The 16,685-nt window shown below is 70.7% G+C and carries 20 protein-coding genes; 8 read left to right on the top strand and 12 right to left on the bottom strand.

Features of this window, described 5'->3' with window-relative positions; translation table 11 throughout:
- Nucleotides 1-75: 75 nt before the first annotated feature.
- Both eccD and mycP read left to right on the top strand, forming a co-directional pair.
- Nucleotides 76-1,359 carry a type VII secretion integral membrane protein EccD gene (gene eccD / locus MCHLDSM_RS21020; RefSeq protein WP_053083046.1) on the top strand — a complete coding sequence of 428 codons (1,284 nt, stop codon included), beginning with the start codon at nucleotides 76-78 and terminating at the stop codon, nucleotides 1,357-1,359.
- Nucleotides 1,356-2,672, top strand: a complete 1,317-nt coding sequence (mycP, locus tag MCHLDSM_RS21015) for a type VII secretion-associated serine protease mycosin (RefSeq protein WP_048471850.1) — start codon at nucleotides 1,356-1,358, stop codon at nucleotides 2,670-2,672. Before eccD ends, mycP begins: the two co-directional genes overlap by 4 nt.
- Here the strand turns inward: mycP and eccB are convergent.
- Together eccB and MCHLDSM_RS21005 are read right to left on the bottom strand one after the other, a co-directional pair.
- Nucleotides 2,637-4,022, bottom strand: a complete 1,386-nt coding sequence (gene eccB / locus MCHLDSM_RS21010) for a type VII secretion protein EccB (protein WP_048471849.1) — start codon at nucleotides 4,020-4,022, stop codon at nucleotides 2,637-2,639. The two genes, mycP and eccB, sit on opposite strands and share 36 nt — an antisense overlap.
- Nucleotides 4,023-4,067: 45 nt before the next feature.
- On the bottom strand, nucleotides 4,068-4,619 hold the full coding sequence (locus tag MCHLDSM_RS21005) for a CGNR zinc finger domain-containing protein (protein WP_048471848.1): 552 nt from the start codon (nucleotides 4,617-4,619) through the stop codon (nucleotides 4,068-4,070).
- Between the two features lie 94 nt (nucleotides 4,620-4,713).
- Here MCHLDSM_RS21005 and MCHLDSM_RS21000 point away from each other — a divergent pair, with 94 nt between their 5' ends.
- From MCHLDSM_RS21000 to MCHLDSM_RS20985, 4 genes are all read left to right on the top strand, one after another.
- Nucleotides 4,714-5,745, top strand: coding sequence for an EamA family transporter (locus MCHLDSM_RS21000; protein ID WP_048471847.1), 1,032 nt, complete (start codon nucleotides 4,714-4,716; stop codon nucleotides 5,743-5,745).
- Nucleotides 5,742-6,401, top strand: a complete 660-nt coding sequence (locus MCHLDSM_RS20995) for a cutinase family protein (RefSeq protein WP_048471846.1) — start codon at nucleotides 5,742-5,744, stop codon at nucleotides 6,399-6,401. Before MCHLDSM_RS21000 ends, MCHLDSM_RS20995 begins: the two co-directional genes overlap by 4 nt.
- A 24-nt stretch (nucleotides 6,402-6,425) precedes the next feature.
- Complete coding sequence (locus MCHLDSM_RS20990; RefSeq protein ID WP_407661942.1) at nucleotides 6,426-7,091, top strand: cutinase family protein; 666 nt, start codon at nucleotides 6,426-6,428, stop codon at nucleotides 7,089-7,091.
- 101 nt (nucleotides 7,092-7,192) lie between these two features.
- Nucleotides 7,193-7,810: a cutinase family protein gene (locus tag MCHLDSM_RS20985; protein WP_048471902.1), complete on the top strand. Its 618-nt coding sequence runs from the start codon at nucleotides 7,193-7,195 to the stop codon at nucleotides 7,808-7,810.
- Here the strand turns inward: MCHLDSM_RS20985 and truA are convergent.
- The 9 genes from truA to dosR all read right to left on the bottom strand — a co-directional run bounded on the left by truA (nucleotide 7,807) and on the right by dosR (nucleotide 13,292).
- Nucleotides 7,807-8,685 (bottom strand): tRNA pseudouridine(38-40) synthase TruA, encoded by an 879-nt coding sequence (truA, locus tag MCHLDSM_RS20980; RefSeq protein ID WP_048471845.1) that lies wholly within the window; start codon nucleotides 8,683-8,685, stop codon nucleotides 7,807-7,809. The genes MCHLDSM_RS20985 and truA overlap by 4 nt on opposite strands.
- 7 nt (nucleotides 8,686-8,692) lie before the next feature.
- A complete protein-coding gene (gene rplQ, locus MCHLDSM_RS20975) occupies nucleotides 8,693-9,301 on the bottom strand; it encodes a 50S ribosomal protein L17 (RefSeq protein WP_048471844.1) in 609 nt (202 codons plus the stop codon).
- Nucleotides 9,302-9,362: 61 nt separating this feature from the next.
- Nucleotides 9,363-10,415, bottom strand: coding sequence for a DNA-directed RNA polymerase subunit alpha (locus MCHLDSM_RS20970; RefSeq protein WP_048419564.1), 1,053 nt, complete (start codon nucleotides 10,413-10,415; stop codon nucleotides 9,363-9,365).
- 81 nt (nucleotides 10,416-10,496) lie between these two features.
- The gene (gene rpsD, locus MCHLDSM_RS20965) at nucleotides 10,497-11,102 is read right to left on the bottom strand and encodes a 30S ribosomal protein S4 (protein WP_043405921.1); all 606 of its coding nucleotides are present in this window, start codon (nucleotides 11,100-11,102) and stop codon (nucleotides 10,497-10,499) included.
- Nucleotides 11,103-11,119: 17 nt separating this feature from the next.
- Nucleotides 11,120-11,533 carry a 30S ribosomal protein S11 gene (rpsK, locus tag MCHLDSM_RS20960; RefSeq protein WP_043405918.1) on the bottom strand — a complete coding sequence of 138 codons (414 nt, stop codon included), beginning with the start codon at nucleotides 11,531-11,533 and terminating at the stop codon, nucleotides 11,120-11,122.
- Between the two features lie 6 nt (nucleotides 11,534-11,539).
- Nucleotides 11,540-11,914: a 30S ribosomal protein S13 gene (gene rpsM / locus MCHLDSM_RS20955; protein WP_014814332.1), complete on the bottom strand. Its 375-nt coding sequence runs from the start codon at nucleotides 11,912-11,914 to the stop codon at nucleotides 11,540-11,542.
- A gap of 152 nt (nucleotides 11,915-12,066) precedes the next feature.
- Nucleotides 12,067-12,180 carry a 50S ribosomal protein L36 gene (gene rpmJ / locus MCHLDSM_RS20950; protein WP_003879483.1) on the bottom strand — a complete coding sequence of 38 codons (114 nt, stop codon included), beginning with the start codon at nucleotides 12,178-12,180 and terminating at the stop codon, nucleotides 12,067-12,069.
- A 33-nt stretch (nucleotides 12,181-12,213) separates the two neighbouring features.
- Nucleotides 12,214-12,435: a translation initiation factor IF-1 gene (gene infA, locus MCHLDSM_RS20945; protein ID WP_003418601.1), complete on the bottom strand. Its 222-nt coding sequence runs from the start codon at nucleotides 12,433-12,435 to the stop codon at nucleotides 12,214-12,216.
- 206 nt (nucleotides 12,436-12,641) lie between these two features.
- On the bottom strand, nucleotides 12,642-13,292 hold the full coding sequence (dosR, locus tag MCHLDSM_RS20940) for a hypoxia response regulator transcription factor DosR/DevR (protein ID WP_048471843.1): 651 nt from the start codon (nucleotides 13,290-13,292) through the stop codon (nucleotides 12,642-12,644).
- A 114-nt stretch (nucleotides 13,293-13,406) separates the two neighbouring features.
- Here dosR and MCHLDSM_RS20935 point away from each other — a divergent pair, with 114 nt between their 5' ends.
- Together MCHLDSM_RS20935 and MCHLDSM_RS20930 are read left to right on the top strand one after the other, a co-directional pair.
- Nucleotides 13,407-14,564, top strand: coding sequence for a wax ester/triacylglycerol synthase domain-containing protein (locus tag MCHLDSM_RS20935; protein ID WP_053083045.1), 1,158 nt, complete (start codon nucleotides 13,407-13,409; stop codon nucleotides 14,562-14,564).
- Nucleotides 14,565-14,571: 7 nt separating this feature from the next.
- Nucleotides 14,572-15,444, top strand: a complete 873-nt coding sequence (locus tag MCHLDSM_RS20930) for a universal stress protein (protein WP_048471842.1) — start codon at nucleotides 14,572-14,574, stop codon at nucleotides 15,442-15,444.
- Between the two features lie 20 nt (nucleotides 15,445-15,464).
- Here MCHLDSM_RS20930 and MCHLDSM_RS20925 read toward each other — a convergent pair whose 3' ends face one another.
- Nucleotides 15,465-16,667 (bottom strand): alpha/beta hydrolase family protein, encoded by a 1,203-nt coding sequence (locus MCHLDSM_RS20925; RefSeq protein WP_048471841.1) that lies wholly within the window; start codon nucleotides 16,665-16,667, stop codon nucleotides 15,465-15,467.
- Nucleotides 16,668-16,685 lie beyond the last annotated feature (18 nt).

Raw genomic sequence — 16,685 nt, 5'->3', positions numbered from 1 at the left:
TGGTCGGCAATTTTCGTGCGTCACACCCGTTGCGCAACGAGTTACGTTGCCTGCGTGATCGATACGGTGTGCCGGGTGACTGTCCACGAGCCGGTGCGGCAGGCGACCGTCGACGTCGCGATACCGACGGGATGCGCGATCGGTGTGCTGCTGCCGTCCATCGTCGACGCCGTGCTCGGTGCGACGGTCGCGCCATCGGAAGCGATCCGCTGGTTCCTGACCCGTCCGGGCGGCGTGCCGCTGGATCCGTCGGCGACCCTGCGGGACAACGCTGTTCGCGACGGCGACCTGATCCTGCTGACCGCGGCGCCGCCGCCTACGCCGCGAGTGAGCCCCGGTGATCCGGCGGGTGTCGTGGGCGCACTGGTCCGGGACCCCGTTCCGCGCCGGACGGGCCCGGCGGCCGTGGTGGGTCTCGCGGTGACCGTCGTTCTGGCGGCGGCCCTGGTCTGGTCGGGCTGGGTGAGTGAACAGCAGTCGGCGCTGTGGGTGGCGGCGGCACTGTGCGCGGGGAGTGCCGTCGCCGCCGCCACCGCGTGGGCACCGCAGCCGCTGTGCACCGTGCTGTCCGTCGGTGCGGTCGTCCAGGCGGCGGCGACGGGCGCGTTGTCGGGTGTGGGCGCGACGTGGGCGCCGGCGGTGCTCCTGGCCGCGGGTGCGGCGCTGTTGATGGCAGTGACGCTGGCGCGCTTGCGAACCGGTGCGGCGACGGCGTTGTCCGGATGTGCGGCGACGGCGGGTGCCGTCGCCGGGGCCGCGGGGGTGCACGTGGTCGTCGCGTCGGCTGTCGGGGCGACCGGCGCGCTGCTGACCGTGCTGTCGCTGGGTCTGCTGTCGGCCGCGCCGACGTTGACCGTCGTGGCCGCGGGACTCGGACCGGCGCGGCCCACCCTCGGCGCCGAACGCGCGCAGACGGCCCACCGCATCCTGACCGGTTCGGTGGTCGGCTGGGCGGGCACCGCCGTCGCGGGTGCCGTCCTGGTCGCCGCGGACGCGGGGGTGCCGCGGGTGCTCGCCGCCGCGTTCGCGGCCGTCGTCGCCACGCTGCTGCTGCTGCGTCAGCGCGTGCACGCCGATCCGATTCGGCGGATCACGTTGTCAGCAGCGGGATTCGCGGCCCTGGCGGTGACCGTGTGGGTGAGTGTGACCGCGGCCCCGCACTGGGCGCCGTGGTGGTGCGCTGCCGTCGCCGCGGCAGGGGTGGCCGCCCTGCTGCGGTGGCTGCGCGAAGCCTCGCCGAATCCGATGTCCCGCTGGGCTGTTCACCTGACGGAGTACGTCGCCCTGGCGGCGGTGGTCCCGCTGGCCGCGTGGGTGGCGGGCGTCTACGACGCGGTCCGCGCGATGACCCTGCCATGAGCCGCCTCGGCAGGGTTTTCGCGGTGACCGCGCTGACGACCGGACTGACCCCGGCACCGACGGCCCAGGCCGCCGTCACCCCGCCGCCGATCGACGAGAGCATGCTTCCCGCAGCAGGTCCCGCGCGACCGCCCCGCCCCACGGAGCAACGCGAAGACTGCGTGGCCACCCGCGCCCCCACCGGCCGGGGCCGCATCCTCGACGATCTGCCGACCGTGTGGGCACTCACCCGCGGCGCCGGACAGACCGTCGCGGTCATCGACACCGGCGTGGCCCGCCATCGCCGCCTCCCCCACCTGGTCGCCGGTGGCGACTTCGTCGCCGAAGCGGACGGGACCGCCGACTGCGACGGACACGGCACGCTGGTCGCCGGCATCATCGCCGCCGCTCCGGATCCGGCAGATCCCCGGGGGTTCGGCGGGATCGCTCCCGAGGTGTCGCTGCTCTCGATCCGGCAGTCCAGCAACAAGTTCCGGTACACCGACGAGGTGGGCCCGGGGGTCGGTGACGTCGAGACGCTCGCCTCGGCCGTCCGGCTCGCGGCCGACCTCGGCGCCACGGTGATCAACATCTCGTCGGTGGCGTGCCTGTCCGCGGACGGGGGGCTCGACGACCGTGCGCTCGGCGCGGCACTGGCCTACGCCGTCGACGTCACCAACACCGTCGTGGTCAGCGCCGCGGGTAACGTCGGCGCGGCCGGGCAGTGCCCCGGCCAGAACCACTGGGACACCGCGGGTGGCGACGCCGTATCGGTGGTGGCCAGCCCCGCGTGGTACGACGACTACGTGCTGACCGTCGGTTCCGCCGCGGCCGACGGGTCGGCGTCCGACTTCAGCCTGGCCGGGCCGTGGGTCGACGTCGCGGCGCCCGGCGAGAACATCGTGTCACTCGCGGCGGCGGGTGACGGCCTGGTGGACTCCTCTCCGTCGGGAAACGCGCTGTCGGGCACCAGCTATGCCGCTCCGCTGGTCACCGGGATCGCCGCACTGGTCCGGACGCGGCACCCGGAGCTGACGGCGCGGCAGGTGATGGCGCGCATCGAGGACACCGCGCGTCATCCCGCCGCCGGATGGGATCCCGCGGTGGGTCGCGGTGTCGTCGACGTGCTCGCGGCGGTCGGCGACGCGGCCCCGAGCTCGCCGCCCCGCCCCGCGACCGCGCTGTCGGACAGTCCCCGCGCGACCCGGCCGACCGCAGCGGCCGCACCGGCCCGGGGCGTCCTGCTCTGCGCGGGACTGGTCGGCGGGGTGGCGGTGCTCTGCGCGGCACTGCGCCGGTCACGGCCGCGCGGCGACGACGTCTCTGCGGGTTGACGCGGCCCGGACGCTCAGGTCGGGCCCGCGCGGCAGCACCGCGAGGACGGGCCACGGAGCCGCCCCAGCGGGCAGTGGCAGGCCCAGCCGGGCGGCGGTGTCGGCGTTCTCGAGGCCGAACAGCACGCCCGCATCGCTGAGCAGGAACAGCGGCCCCACGCTGTCCGGTCCGCTTCCGAGCGCCACGGCCTGGACGAACGCGCTGCGGCCCCGCGGCATCGCGACCGCGTCGACGGCGGGGCCGGCGCCGTCGGCCTGGGCCAGGGTGACCGCCTCGTCGCGCACCGGAACCGTATCGGTGACGAGAACGTCTGTGTGCGAACCGGTCTCGTCGAGCGCCGGTTGCCACCGGGCGCACACCACCGATGGTCGGCTGACGCCGGCGAGGTCGGGGTATGTGCTGACCGGCAGGGTGTCGACGACGGGAAGCTCGCCCACGAGATCCGGGCGCACCGAGGGAATCTCCTCACCGACGCGCGCATCGGTGTAGCGGATCAGGTCCGCGGCCACCTCGCCGATTCGCTGTAGGCCACCGGCGAGCACGACGAACAGATCGGGCCCGCGCCCGGCAGCCTGCACCGCGACGACCGAGCCGACGGGACGGTCACGCAGCCGCCCCGGCCCCGCGGTGCCCCGCTCCGGGATGTGCGGCGGCACGATCGCCGGCGCCTCGGGGATCGCGGTCAGCACAGCCGGCGAGACCACCTGTGGCTCAACGTGGTCGAGATGCAACGCCCGCACGACCGCGGGATGCCGAAGGTCGACCCGGGCCCGGCGGCCGTCGTAGAGCAGATAGGTCAGTGCCGCACCGGCGCCCAGTGGCCTGACGAGCACCCCGCGCTCCGGCGGCACGGCACCGTCGGCGAGCGGGCCCGCGATCACGGTCGTCGCGTTGCCGTCGTCGCAGACCGTCCACGACGACTCGGCAGGTAGCGGGACGGAGATGTGCTGCGGTGCACCGGGAATGCCCATCTGAGCGCCCCGCCGCACCCGATTCACCGCCTCCTGGGACACCATCCGCGGCGGCGCGGCGTTGCCCGCCACCAGCCACGCGGAGGTCAGGTTGGCCACGGGATGCAGCGTGCCGTCGACCCGGACATACAGCGCGCCGCTCTCGCGGACCATGATCACGGCCGCATCCCCGACGTCGGCGGCAGGCCGCACCAGCGCGAGCACCGCACAGACCGCGACGGCGACGCCCGTCAACACAGCGCCCGCGATGAGCGAAAGAGACTGTGCGCGAAGCGGATCGTCGAGCATCCCGGCGTCGCCGCGCACGAGCGCGTGCTCAATCCTGCGCACCAGGAACCGGTGACCGCTGACCTGCAGCCGCGTGGTCGGTTGCCGCATCACACCCCCTCGAGCGAGCGTAGCGACGCCGCGCGGGGGGTCGGATCACTTGTTGTTGCGGCGTTCGCGGTAGGCGGCAACGTGCTGCCGGTTGCCGCAGTTGCCGGTGTCGCAGAACTTGCCCGATCGGTTACGGGACAGGTCGACCAGCACCGCGTCACAGTCCGGCGCCGCGCACACCTTGAGTCGGCGCAGTTCGCCGGACCGGATCAGGTCGGCCAGAGCCATTGCCATCTCGGCGCCCATCCGCTGCCACAGCGGATCGTGGATGGAGGCCAGATGCAGATGCCACTCGGGCATCTCCGGGTGCCGGGTCAGCCAGGGCGCGGCGCGGGTGTCGGCCAGCAACGCGTTCACCTGACCGACCGCCCGGACCTCGTCGCCGGCGGTCTCCCAGATCGCGCCCAGCCGGGCGCGCAACCGGTGCACCGAGTCGAGTTCGGCGGCGTCGTGATCGCGCCGTCCCGTCCACCCGAAGCTGTCCAGGTAATCATCGAGTGCGCGCAGGTCACCGAGGTGTTCGCCGTCCACCCGGTCGGAGTTGATCAGCACTCCCGCCGCCCGGAGGGTGAGCTCGGTGTCATGACTGAAAAGCATTTGACTCATGACTCCTTTCAGCGGTAGCGTCATGACCAAAGTTGATTTTACTCATGTCTTTGCTGTTGAGGCTGTCGAACCCGGAGGTGCACCCATGACCGCGCCCACGACCACCACGTCGCGGTTTCGTAGCGGCCTCCTCTTCGCGATCGGCTCGGCGTTCGCATTCGGCTGTTCCGGACCGTTCGCCAAGGCGCTGATGACGGCAGGCTGGAGCCCGACGGCGGCGGTCACCGCCCGGTTGGCCGGCGGGGCGGTGGCGATGGCCGTGTTCGCCACCGTCGCACATCCCGGCTGGCTGCGCGAGGCACGCCACCACCTGCGCACCGTCGTCGCCTACGGGCTGATCCCGATCGCCGGGGCCCAGTTGTTCTACTTCAACGCCGTCGCCCACCTGTCCGTCGGCGTGGCGCTGCTGCTCGAGTACACCGCGCCGATCCTGGTGGTCGGCTGGTTGTGGGCGACCACCCGACGCCGGCCCACGACCCTCACCCTCGGTGGCGTGGCACTCGCGGTGGCCGGCATCACCGCGGTGCTCGGGCTGGTCGGCCCGCACGGCTTCTCTGCAGTCGACATCAACCTGGTCGGCGTCGGTTGGGCATCGGCCGCGGCCGTGTGCGCGGCCTGCTACTTCCTGATGTCGGAGAAGGTCACGGGCCCCGGCACCGAGTCCGGCGGATCCGCGCTGCACCCGATCACGCTGGCCACGGCGGGCCTGATCGTCGGCGCGGCAACCGTTGCACTGCTCGGGGTGTCCGGTCTGATGCCGCTGACGTTCACCGCCAACGACACCGTGGTCGCGGGCTCGACCACCTCCTGGGTGCTGCCCGTCGTGGCGCTGGCCCTGCTTCCCACCGCGATCGCCTACACCCTCGGCATCGTGGGCATCGCCCGGCTCAGGCCGCGGTTCGCCTCCCTGGTCGGTCTCTCCGAGGTGCTGTTCGCGGTCCTGACGGGGTGGGTGCTGCTGGGTGAGGCGGTCACCGCGGCCCAGGCCGTCGGCGGGCTGATCGTGCTGGCGGGCCTGGCGCTGGCCCGGCTGGGCGACCGCGACGATCACCTGGACGAGACCAACACCGCGACATGGCCGGATGCCCCGCTAGGTGAACTAACATCGTCGGGGTGACGATCGATCTTGATATCCGCCGCGGGCCGGCGCTCGCCGCGACCCTGTTCGCCAGCACGGCGCTCGTGTTCGCGCCCGCCGTCGCGGCACCCGTCGCCCATGCGCAGGGCTGCCCCGACATCGAGGTCGTCTTCGCCCGCGGCACCGACGAGCCGCCCGGCCTCGGCCGCGTCGGCTCGTCCTTCGTCGACGCGCTGAGCGGCCGCGTCGGCGGCCGCTCGGTCGGCTCCTATGCCGTCAACTACCCGGCGACCTACGACTTCCTGCAGGTCGCCGCGGGGGCCAACGACGCCAGCGGCCACATCCAGTACATGATCGCGAACTGCCCGAACACCCGGCTGGTGCTCGGCGGCTACTCGCAGGGCGCCGCGGTGATCGACGTCGTCGCGGCGGTGCCGGTGCCCGGTGCCGGGTTCACCGCGCCGCTGCCGCCGAACGCTCCCGACCACGTCGCCGCGATCGCCGTGTTCGGCAACCCGTCGGCCAAGATCGGTCTTCCGCTCACGTCGAGTCCGGTCTGGGGGTCGCGCTCGATCGACCTATGCACCCCCGGGGATCCGGTCTGCTCGGGCGGCAACGACGTCCCGGCGCACAGCAACTACGCCCCGTCCGGCCTCACCGACCAGGCGGCCGGATTCGTCGCGGGACTTCTGTAGCCCAGCTATGCGTTACGGTGTCTTGTGCGCATCGACCGACTGAGCCGCCTGCTGCATGCGGCCGTTGCCCTCGCGGTGATCCCGCCGGCCGCCTCCGTGGTCCTCCCCTCGACCGCGTCGGCCCAGCCGTGCCCGGACGTCGAGGTGGTGTTCGCGCGCGGGACGAGCGAGCCGCCCGGTGTGGGCCGCGTCGGTCAGGCGCTGACCGACGCGCTGGCCAACCAACTCGGCGCGCGCACCGTGACGACCTACGGCGTCAACTATCCCGCCAGCTACGACTTCCTCAACACCGCTGTCGGCGCCACCGACGCCGCGGGCCGGATCGCGTCGATGGCCGCGCAGTGCCCCGACACCCGGATCGTGCTCGGCGGCTACTCCCAGGGGGCCGCCGTCGTCGACATGCTGGCCGGAGTCCCCCCGCTGGGCAACAAGATCGGCGATATCGGGTCGGCTCCCCCGTTGGCGTCGGGATTGAACGGAAACGTCGCGGCAGTAGCGGTTTTCGGAAATCCGGCGACCAAGTTCGGCAATCCGGTTTCGGCGGCGGGCTCGTTTGCCGGCAAAGCCATCGACCTGTGTGCCGACGGTGATCCCATCTGCTCGGACGGACGAAACCCGTTCGCGCACACCCACTACGAATCGTCCGAATTCATCCCGCAGGCCGCCGGATTCGCGGCGGGCCGGGTCTGACCGACGCCGACGATCCCCGACGCCGGTTCCGCCGAGTGTCTATCATCGGCCGTGTGACTGTCTCGCTGAAGGGCCGTGTTCTGGGGCCGGTGCTCGCCGCCATGGCGGTGGTCGCGGGGCTCGTCGGACCGACCGCCCCGGTTGCCTCGGCCGAATCGTGCCCGCAGGCCGAACTGATCTTCGCCCGCGGACGTCTCGAAGCGCCGGGCGCCGGCCAGATCGGCAACGCCCTGGTGTCCGCGGTGCGGGACAAGACCGGCAAGAACGTCCGGCTGTACGCGGTGAAGTACCCCGCCGACACCCAGGTCGACATCGGCGCCAACGACATGAGCCAGCGCATCTCCTACATGACGGGCACCTGCCCCGACACCCGGCTGGTGCTGGGCGGATACTCGCTGGGCGCGGCGGTGACCGATGTCGTGGTGGCCGTTCCGATCGCCGCGTTCGGGTTCAAGAACCCGATGCCCGACGGCGCCGACGGAAAGATCGCCGCGATCACGCTGTTCGGCAACGGCAGCCAGTGGGTCGGGCCGATCGCGAACTTCACCAACCCGGCGCTGCGCGACAAGATCATCGAGCTGTGCCACGGTGACGATCCGATCTGCAATCCGACCGACCCCAACAACTGGCAGGACTACTGGCCCGACCATCTCGCCCCCGCCTACATCAAGGCAGGCATGGTCAACCAGGCCGCCGACTTCGTGGCCGGCCGGATCTAGCGGATCTCGTCGGCGCTGCGCAGATCCCGGGTGATGACGGTGCGCGCGGCGAGTTCGTCGTCGGGTGGGTAGTCGACGCCGACGAGCGTCAGCCCCCGCGCCGGTGCCGCAGCGAAATCGCTGGAGCGCCGTGTCTCGGTGAGCAGCGACGCACACCATGCGGCGTCCCTGCGGTGTTCGCCCACCGCGAGCAGTGCCCCCACCAGGGAGCGCACCATGTTCCAGCAGAACGCATCGGCGCTGACGTGGATCGAGATGCGCTCGGCGGCGCGCACGCACTCGAGGCGTTGCAGGTCGCGAATCGTCGTCGCGCCGTCGCGGTGCCGGCAGAAAGCCGCGAAATCGCGCAACCCCAGCAGTCCGCGGGCCGCCGCCGACATCGCGTCGACGTCGAGCGGCCGCGGCCAGGCCGTCACGAACCGTGCATCCTGGGGTGTCACACCGAATGGTGCGGTCGACAACCGGTAGACGTAGTGGCGCCGCAACGCCGAGAACCGAGCATCGAAACCCACTGGAGCGCGCGAGATCTGCGTGACCCGGACGTCTTCGGGCAGCAGCCGGCCCAGCCGCCGCACCAGGGGCGCGAACTCCGCGTCCCCGACCCTGGGGGTGCGTGGATAGGCGTGCGGCAGCGCTGCGGCGGGAACGTCGACCTGCGCCACCTGCCCGGTGGCGTGCACCCCGGAGTCGGTGCGGCCGGCCGCGCGGGTCACCACTGCGGTACGGAACACCGTGCCCAGCGCGTCGTCCAACACCCCGGCCACCGTCCGCTGACCGGCCTGGGTGGCCCACCCCGCGAAATCGGTTCCGTCGTAGGCGATGTCGAGCCGCAGACGAACGAGCCCGCCACCGGAATCGATGACGGGCTCGTTCATGGAACTGCTACTTGGCGTCGTCGGCCTTGTCGTCGCCGGACTCCTCGGCCTCGACCTCGACCTCAGCCTCGGCCTCGGCGGTCTGGGCCTCTTCGATCGCGGCGTCCTCGGCGATCGGGGTCTCCTCGATGGCCTCGACCTCTTCGGCACTCGGCCCCTCGGTGACCTCCGGCTCGACCGCAGCCTGCGGCGCCGCAGCGGCCGCGACCTTCTGGGCACCCGCGCTGCGGCGGGCCCGGTTGGCCTCCGACGTCACGGTCTTCTCCCGCACCAGTTCGATGACCGCCATGGGGGCGTTGTCGCCCTTGCGGTTCTCGACCTTGATGATGCGGGTGTAGCCGCCGGCGCGATCGGCGTAGAACGGGCCGATCTCGGCGAACAGGGTGTGCACGACGTCCTTGTCGCGGATCTTCTTCATCACCTCACGCCGGTTGTGCAGCGTGCCCTTCTTGGCATGGGTGATGAGCTTTTCCGCATAGGGCCGCAATGCCCGCGCCTTGGGCTCGGTGGTCTTGATACGGCCGTGCTCGAAGAGCGACGTGGCCAGGTTGGCCAGCAGCGCCTTCTGGTGCGAGGACGACCCGCCGAGGCGAGGGCCCTTGGTGGGCTTGGGCATTGCGACTATCTCCTCTGTGGGGCCGGCCCCCGTATCAGGTAGGACCGGGACGGACGAAATGTTAGAGCTGTTCGGTTTCGGCGAAGTCCTGGCTGTCGTCCAGGTCGTAGCCGGCGTCGCTGTTCCAGGTGCCGGTGGCGACGTCATAACCGGCGACCTCGGACGGATCGAAGCTGGCCGGGCTGTCCTTGAGCGAGAGACCCAGCTGGTGCAGCTTGATCTTCACCTCGTCGATGGACTTCTGGCCGAAGTTGCGGATGTCCAGCAGATCGGACTCCGTGCGGGCCACGAGCTCGCCCACGGTGTGCACACCCTCGCGCTTGAGGCAGTTGTACGAGCGCACCGTCAGGTCCAGGTCGTCGATCGGCAGCGCGAAGCTGGCGATGTGGTCGGCCTCGGCCGGCGACGGCCCGATCTCGATGCCCTCGGCCTCGACGTTGAGTTCCCGTGCCAGACCGAACAACTCGACCAGCGTCTTACCCGCCGAGGCGAGCGCATCACGCGCGCTGATGGAGCTCTTGGTCTCGACGTCGAGGATCAGCTTGTCGAAGTCGGTGCGCTGCTCGACGCGGGTGGCCTCGACCTTGTAGGTCACCTTGAGCACCGGCGAGTAGATGGAATCGACCGGGATACGGCCGATCTCCGCGCCGGACGCCTTGTTCTGCACGGCGGGCACGTAGCCGCGGCCACGCTCGACGACGAGTTCGACCTCGAGCTTGCCCTTCTCGTTCAGCGTCGCGATGTGCATGTCGGGGTTGTGCACGGTGACCCCGGCCGGCGGCACGATGTCGCCCGCGGTGACCTCACCCGGGCCCTGCTTGCGCAGGTACATGGTGACGGGCTCGTCCTCCTCGGAGGACACGACGAGACCCTTGAGGTTCAGGATGATGTCGGTGACGTCTTCCTTGACCCCCGGCACGGTGGTGAACTCGTGCAGCACACCGTCGATGCGGATGCTGGTGACGGCCGCGCCCGGGATGGAAGACAGCAGCGTGCGGCGCAGCGAGTTTCCGAGGGTGTAACCGAATCCCGGCTCCAGCGGTTCGATGACGAACTGGGAGCGGTTCTCGGCGATGACCTCTTCGCTCAGGGTGGGGCGCTGAGAAATCAGCATGGTGTTCTTCTCCTTCTCGGCAACCGCTATTTGATGCCGTTAGGTGATCTGCAGGACCGGGTTGGCCTGCAGACGTCTTACTTACTTCGAGTAGAGCTCGACGATCAGCTGCTCGGTGAGCGGCACGTCGATCTGCGCGCGCTCGGGCAGCTGGTGCACGAGGATGCGCTGACGCTCGCCGACGACCTGCAGCCAGCCCGGGATGGGGCGGTCGCCCGCATTGGCCCGGGACAACTCGAAGGGCAGCGTGTTGATCGACTTGTCCTTGATGTCGATGATGTCGTACTGCGCGACGCGGTAGCTGGGGATGTCGACCTTCACACCGTTGACGGTGAAGTGGCCGTGGCTGACCAGCTGGCGCGCCATCCGGCGGGTACGGGCCAGGCCGGCGCGGTAGACCACGTTGTCGAGCCGGCTCTCCAGGATGCGCAGCAGGTTGTCACCGGTCTTGCCGGGGAGGCGGTTGGCCTCCTCGTAGTAGCGACGGAACTGCTTCTCCATGACGCCGTAGGTGAAGCGGGCCTTCTGCTTCTCCTGCAGCTGCTGGCGGTACTCGCTCTCCTTGATCCGCGCGCGGCCGTGCTGGCCGGGCGGGTAGGGGCGCTTCTCGAACGACTGATCTCCACCGACGAGGTCGACGCCGAGGCGGCGCGACTTGCGGGTGACGGGTCCGGTGTAACGAGCCATGAGTGTTTCTTCCTCCCCTAGACCCGGCGCCGCTTGGGCGGACGGCAGCCGTTGTGCGGCTGCGGGGTGACGTCGGAAATGGCGCCCACCTCGAGGCCGGCGGCCTGCAGTGAGCGGATGGCGGTCTCGCGGCCCGAACCCGGGCCCTTGACGAACACGTCGACCTTCTTCACGCCGTGCTCCTGCGCCTTGCGGGCAGCGTTCTCGGCGGCGAGCTGGGCGGCGAACGGCGTCGACTTGCGCGAACCCTTGAAGCCCACGTGACCCGACGAGGCCCACGCGATGACGTTGCCCTGGGGATCGGTGATCGACACGATCGTGTTGTTGAACGTGCTCTTGATGTGCGCGGCGCCGTGCGGAACGTTCTTCTTCTCCCGGCGGCGGGTCTTGGCGGCACCCTTCTTGGGCGCGCCCTTCTTGGCTTGTGCCATCTCGGGTTACCTAGCCTTCTTCTTGCCGGCGATGGTGCGCTTGGGGCCCTTGCGGGTGCGCGCATTGGTCTTGGTCCGCTGGCCGCGCACCGGCAGGCCGCGACGGTGGCGCAGGCCCTGGTAGCAGCCGATCTCGATCTTGCGACGGATGTCGGCCTGCACCTCGCGGCGCAGATCGCCCTCCACCTTGAGGTTGCCCTCGATGTAGTCGCGCAGCTGCGTCACCTGATCGTCGGTCAGGTCCTTGGTGCGCTGGTCCCGGCTGATGCCGGTGGCTTCCAGGATCTCCTGGGAGCGGGTACGGCCGATGCCGTAGATGTAGGTCAGCGCGATCTCCATGCGCTTGTCGCGCGGGAGATCGACGCCCATGAGACGTGCCACTGGGTGTTTCCTTCTCTATGCGGAGGTCTGGTCCCAGTCCGTTCCCGGGCTCGTGCCGGGGTCCGGCCTCCGTGCCGGACGTGGTCGAGCGGCCTATCCGCTCAGTGGTACTGGGAGTTCGTCATTCAGTTGTGTGTGCGGGCGAGGTCTTCTCAGCCCTGCCGCTGCTTGTGGCGGGGATCGGAGCAGATCACCATGACCCGCCCATGCCGGCGGATCACCCTGCACTTGTCGCAGATCGGCTTGACGCTCGGGTTCACCTTCACGGCTGTCGTCGATCCTTCTTCTCGTCGGTGTGGTTACTTGTAGCGGTACACGATGCGGCCGCGGGACAGGTCGTAGGGAGAGAGCTCCACCACGACGCGGTCCTCCGGGAGGATGCGGATGTAGTGCTGCCGCATCTTGCCGCTGATGTGGGCGAGGACTTTGTGTCCGTTCTCCAGCTCAATGCGGAACATCGCATTGGGCAGGGGTTCGACAACGCGACCCTCGACCTCGATGGCACCGTCTTTCTTGGCCATACTCTTTAGCGATCCTTGCTTTTCGTTTCGTGTCGGCGTGTTGGCCTGGTCGGCGCAGCTTTCAGACTGATTGGCTCCGACTAGCAACGTGAGCCGGATCTCGGGAATTCCCGACAGGGCACGCAAGAAGTCGGCGCGCAAACCGCACCGTCGACCCATACTACCTGCTCGGCAGGCAGCCCCAAAATCGCTGAACGTGCAGCGTGCTAGTCGTCTGTGGGCCGGTGCGGCCGGTCCAGCTTGGAGACGAACGCCGCGGCCTGGGTGCGCCGCTCCATGCCCAGTTTCGCCAGCAGCCGCGACACGTAGTTCTTGACGGTCTTCTCGGCGAGGAACATCCGGGCCGCGATCTGTTTGTTGGTCAGGCCCTCGCCCAGCAGATCCAGCAGCACCCGTTCCTGCTCACTGAGCCCTGACAGCGGATCGGTGCGCTCGGCGGCGTTGCGCAGCTTCGCCATCAGCGCGGCGGCGGCGCGGTTGTCCAGCAGCGACCGGCCCGCGCCGACCTCCTTGACCGCCTTGGCCAGTTCCATGCCCTTGATGTCCTTGATGACGTAGCCGCTGGCGCCGGCGAGGATCGCGTCGAGCATGGCCTCGTCGGAGGTGAACGACGTCAGCATCAGGCAGCGCAGATCGGGCAATCGGGACAGCAGGTCACGGCAGAGTTCGACGCCGTTGCCGTCGGGCAGGCGCACGTCGAGCACCGCCACGTCGGGCTGCAGGGCCGGGATGCGGGCCAGGGCTTCGGACACCGAACCCGCCTCGCCGATCACGTCGAGTTCCGGGTCGGCGCTGAGCAGGTCGATCAGACCGCGCCGCACCACTTCGTGATCGTCGACGAGGAACACGGTGACCATCAGTCCAGTATGGCCGCAATACGGCTGCGCGGGGGGAAGGGCACGAGCAAAGGTCCCGTTCGCAAGGGACCTCCGCCTCTGCCGCAACGGCCCGCCGGCACCGATAGTGAGGGCGTGCATGCGCAGGACGCCGACCGGAACACTGATCTCGCCGCCGGCGCCGTCCTGGTCCTCGAGGGCCCGATCCCCGGCGCCGACGCCCTGAGCGAGGGACTCGGCGAACGCCTGCTGGCGATCCCGCACCTGCTGGGCATCGCATCCGCGGTGTCCGGCCGTCTCCGGCACGCCACGCTGCCGCATCCCGGCGCCGACGAGGACCTGTTCGGCTTCGTCGCGGACGCGATCAGGACGCCGCGGGCCGACCGGGCAGCGCTGTGGCAGTGCTGGGTGATCGACGGCCTCGCCCGCGACCGCTGGGCGGTCCTGCTGACCGTGGATCCGGACGTCGCCGACAGCTCCGCAGCCGTGCGCATGCTCAGCGCGGCGACCGATTGCGGCGTCGGCGCCGCCGCGCCGCACGTGGTCGAGCCCGCCGCACCGGCCTGGGTCCGCGTGGCACGCGACGCCGTCGAGGGCGCGGCGCAGATCCTCGAGGCCGGGGTGCGGGCCGTGTCGAACCGGTTGAGCCCGCACGTCACCGGCACGCATCGCTACAGCGCGGTCGAGGTGCCGCTGACCGGGGTCGCGCCGATCTGCCGGACCTTCGGCGTCGCGCTCGACGACGTCGCGCTCTCGGCGATCACCGACAGCTTCCGCGCCGCGCTGCTGCGCCGCGGCGAGGAACCCCGCCACGACTCGCTGCGGGTCTCCGGGATGTTGCCCGCCCTGCCGGTGGACGAAGTGGATCGGGTGGCGCAGTTGCTCACGGTGCAGCGGCGACTCCTGCGGGCCCGGGCCCGCCGGCAGGGCTGCGGTGGCGGTGCGCTGCTCGGCGCGGTCGACCTGCTCGCCGGCCTACCGCAGCGCGGAGTCGTGGCGGTGACCATGGATGCCGGTGTTGCCGGGCGGCCGCAGACGCTGATGGACCGCGCGGTGGTCCGGGTGCTCCCCGTTCCGGCCCTGACGTTGCGGCTGCGCACTGCGGTGGCGATCCTGAACGACGGGGACGACCTGGTGTTCGGGATCAGCAGCGACGACGACGCCGCACCCGATGTGGACGAGATAGCGTTCGGCATCAAGAAGGCCCTGGCCTGTCTGGCCGCGGCGGCGCGCCGCCCGCGGTCGGGCAGACCCGCGTTGGCGATGATCCACCCGAGCGTGGCGAACGGATGATCCGAAGATGAGTACCGCTGTCGATGGTCCGGACGTGGTGGTGGGCGTCGATGATTCACCGTCGTCGCAGGCGGCGCTGGAATGGGCCGCCGACGAGGCGGTGCGCCACGGGGCACCCCTGGCCGTGCTGTACGCGGCGACACCGCCGATCGGCATGTGGCCGATCGCGCCGGTACCCACCGGACTCCTGGACTGGCAGCGCCAGATCGGCAAGGACATCCTCGACGACGCCGAGCGGATCGCCCGGGACATCACCCACGGGGCCGTCCCGGTGAGGGCGGAGTTCGCCGTCGTCCCGCCGACGGCGGCGCTGGTCGAGGCGTCCCGGACGGCCAGGATCGTCGTCGTCGGGTCGCGCGGACGTGGCGCGCTGGCCCGGACCGTGCTCGGCAGCGTCAGCACCGGACTGGTGCACGGCGCCCACGGACCGGTGGCCGTCGTTCACGACGGACCTCCCCCGGCCGCCGATGCGCCGGTCGTCGTCGGGTTCGACGGTTCGGCCGCCTCGCGGACCGCGGTGGAGATCGCCTTCACCGAAGCCGCCCGGCGGGGTGTCACCCTCGTCGCCGTGCACGCCTGGTGGTCCCCGGGGGCGTTCGACCTGCCCGGCTTCGACTGGGAGGAACTGCGGCCCGGGGTGGAGCGGGAACTGGCCGAGCAGCTGTCGGGCTGGCAGCAGCGCTTCCCGCAGGTGACCGTCGAACCGGTCGCGGTCGCCGATCAGCCCGCTCGCCGACTTGTCGAACGCGCCGATGCGGCGCAGCTGCTGGTGGTCGGCAGCCACGGCGAGGGCGCCGTCGCCAGCGCGCTCCTCGGTTCGGTGAGCAGCGCTGTGGTCCAGGCCGCCCGCATCCCGGTGATCGTCGCCCGGTCCGCCTGACGCGGATCAGTCGGGGTCGCTCAGCCGATCGCGCTGTCCGGGGCAGGCGCGGCACTCGGAGCCGCCAATCCCGATTGCACCAGGGCACCGGTCACGAAGCGCTGCACGGGACGCGACTGGAAGAAGCCGGCGTGGCCGCCGCGGTACCACTCGATCTCGGGTCCGCCCCAGTGTTCCCAGAGCCGGTGCACCTGCTCCCGCGGGTGGACCACCTGATCGGCCAGTCCGGCATAGATGAAGCGGCCCGCCATCGGCACCCGCGGCGGCAGCGACAGCGGCGAGATCATCCGGCCGAGAGGGGCGGCGAGCGCGATCGTGTCGCGCCGCGGGTCGTCGCGGCACAGACCGGAATGCCGGCCCAGCAGTTCGATCAGGTCGGCCACGGGCACGCCGAGGATCGCGCAGGCGAGATGGTCGTCGAGGCCCGCGACGAGCGCGGCGACGAAGCCGCCCAGCGACAACCCGTACAGGCCGACCGCCTCCCCGGGCTGCCGGCGCCGGATCCAGCCCAGCACCGCACGGACGTCCGACACCGCCTGCGCGGTCGCGTGGATGTCGTCGAGTACGTCTTCCCCCGGGAACACCGCGCCCTTCGGCAGGCGTTTCGAGCGGGGTCCGTGCATGGGCAGCACCGGAAGAATGACGTTGAGGCCGAGTTGCTCGTGCAGCTGCCAGGCCCGGAACAGGGCGAGATCGAGGGCAGCGCGCCCCATCTCGGTGCCGTGGATGCACACCAGCCACGGGCGTGGCTCCCGATGGCGCAGCATTAGACCGTAACCCTGCGCACTGGCCCGATAGCCGAGCCAGCGGGCGGCACCGGGTTCACCCGGTCGGGGCCGGTAATCGCTCACCCACCGCAGCCGTTCGTACGAACGGCTGCCGCGCTGCACCGGATGCACCTCGACGTCGGTGAGCCGGCACGGCGCGGTGAAGAAGCTGCGAGGATCGTAGAGCAGGCCGCGACTGTCGTAAAAGTCAAGAGCTGCAACGACTTCCGCGTCGATACGCGCGAAAGCCGCCGGATCACTCACTGGCCGGCGGGCCCGCAGACCGAGAAGCACCACCTCGTCGCGCAGCGCTTCGGCCGCCAGGGCGAGCGTCGGCCGGGCGATCGGCATCTGGTTCGGCGTCGATCCGAGGTAGTCGCGCCACGACCGCGCGTAATAGCCACCCGTCCTGGCCAACGGCCCCAGGGCGGCTCGCAGCGGCGCGGCGGGTTCCATACTCGCGACGCTATCGGC

This window comes from Mycolicibacterium chlorophenolicum (assembly GCF_001044235.1).
Taxonomy (GTDB): Bacteria; Actinomycetota; Actinomycetes; order Mycobacteriales; family Mycobacteriaceae; genus Mycobacterium; species Mycobacterium chlorophenolicum.
This window is presented reverse-complemented; position numbering and strand designations above follow the sequence as displayed.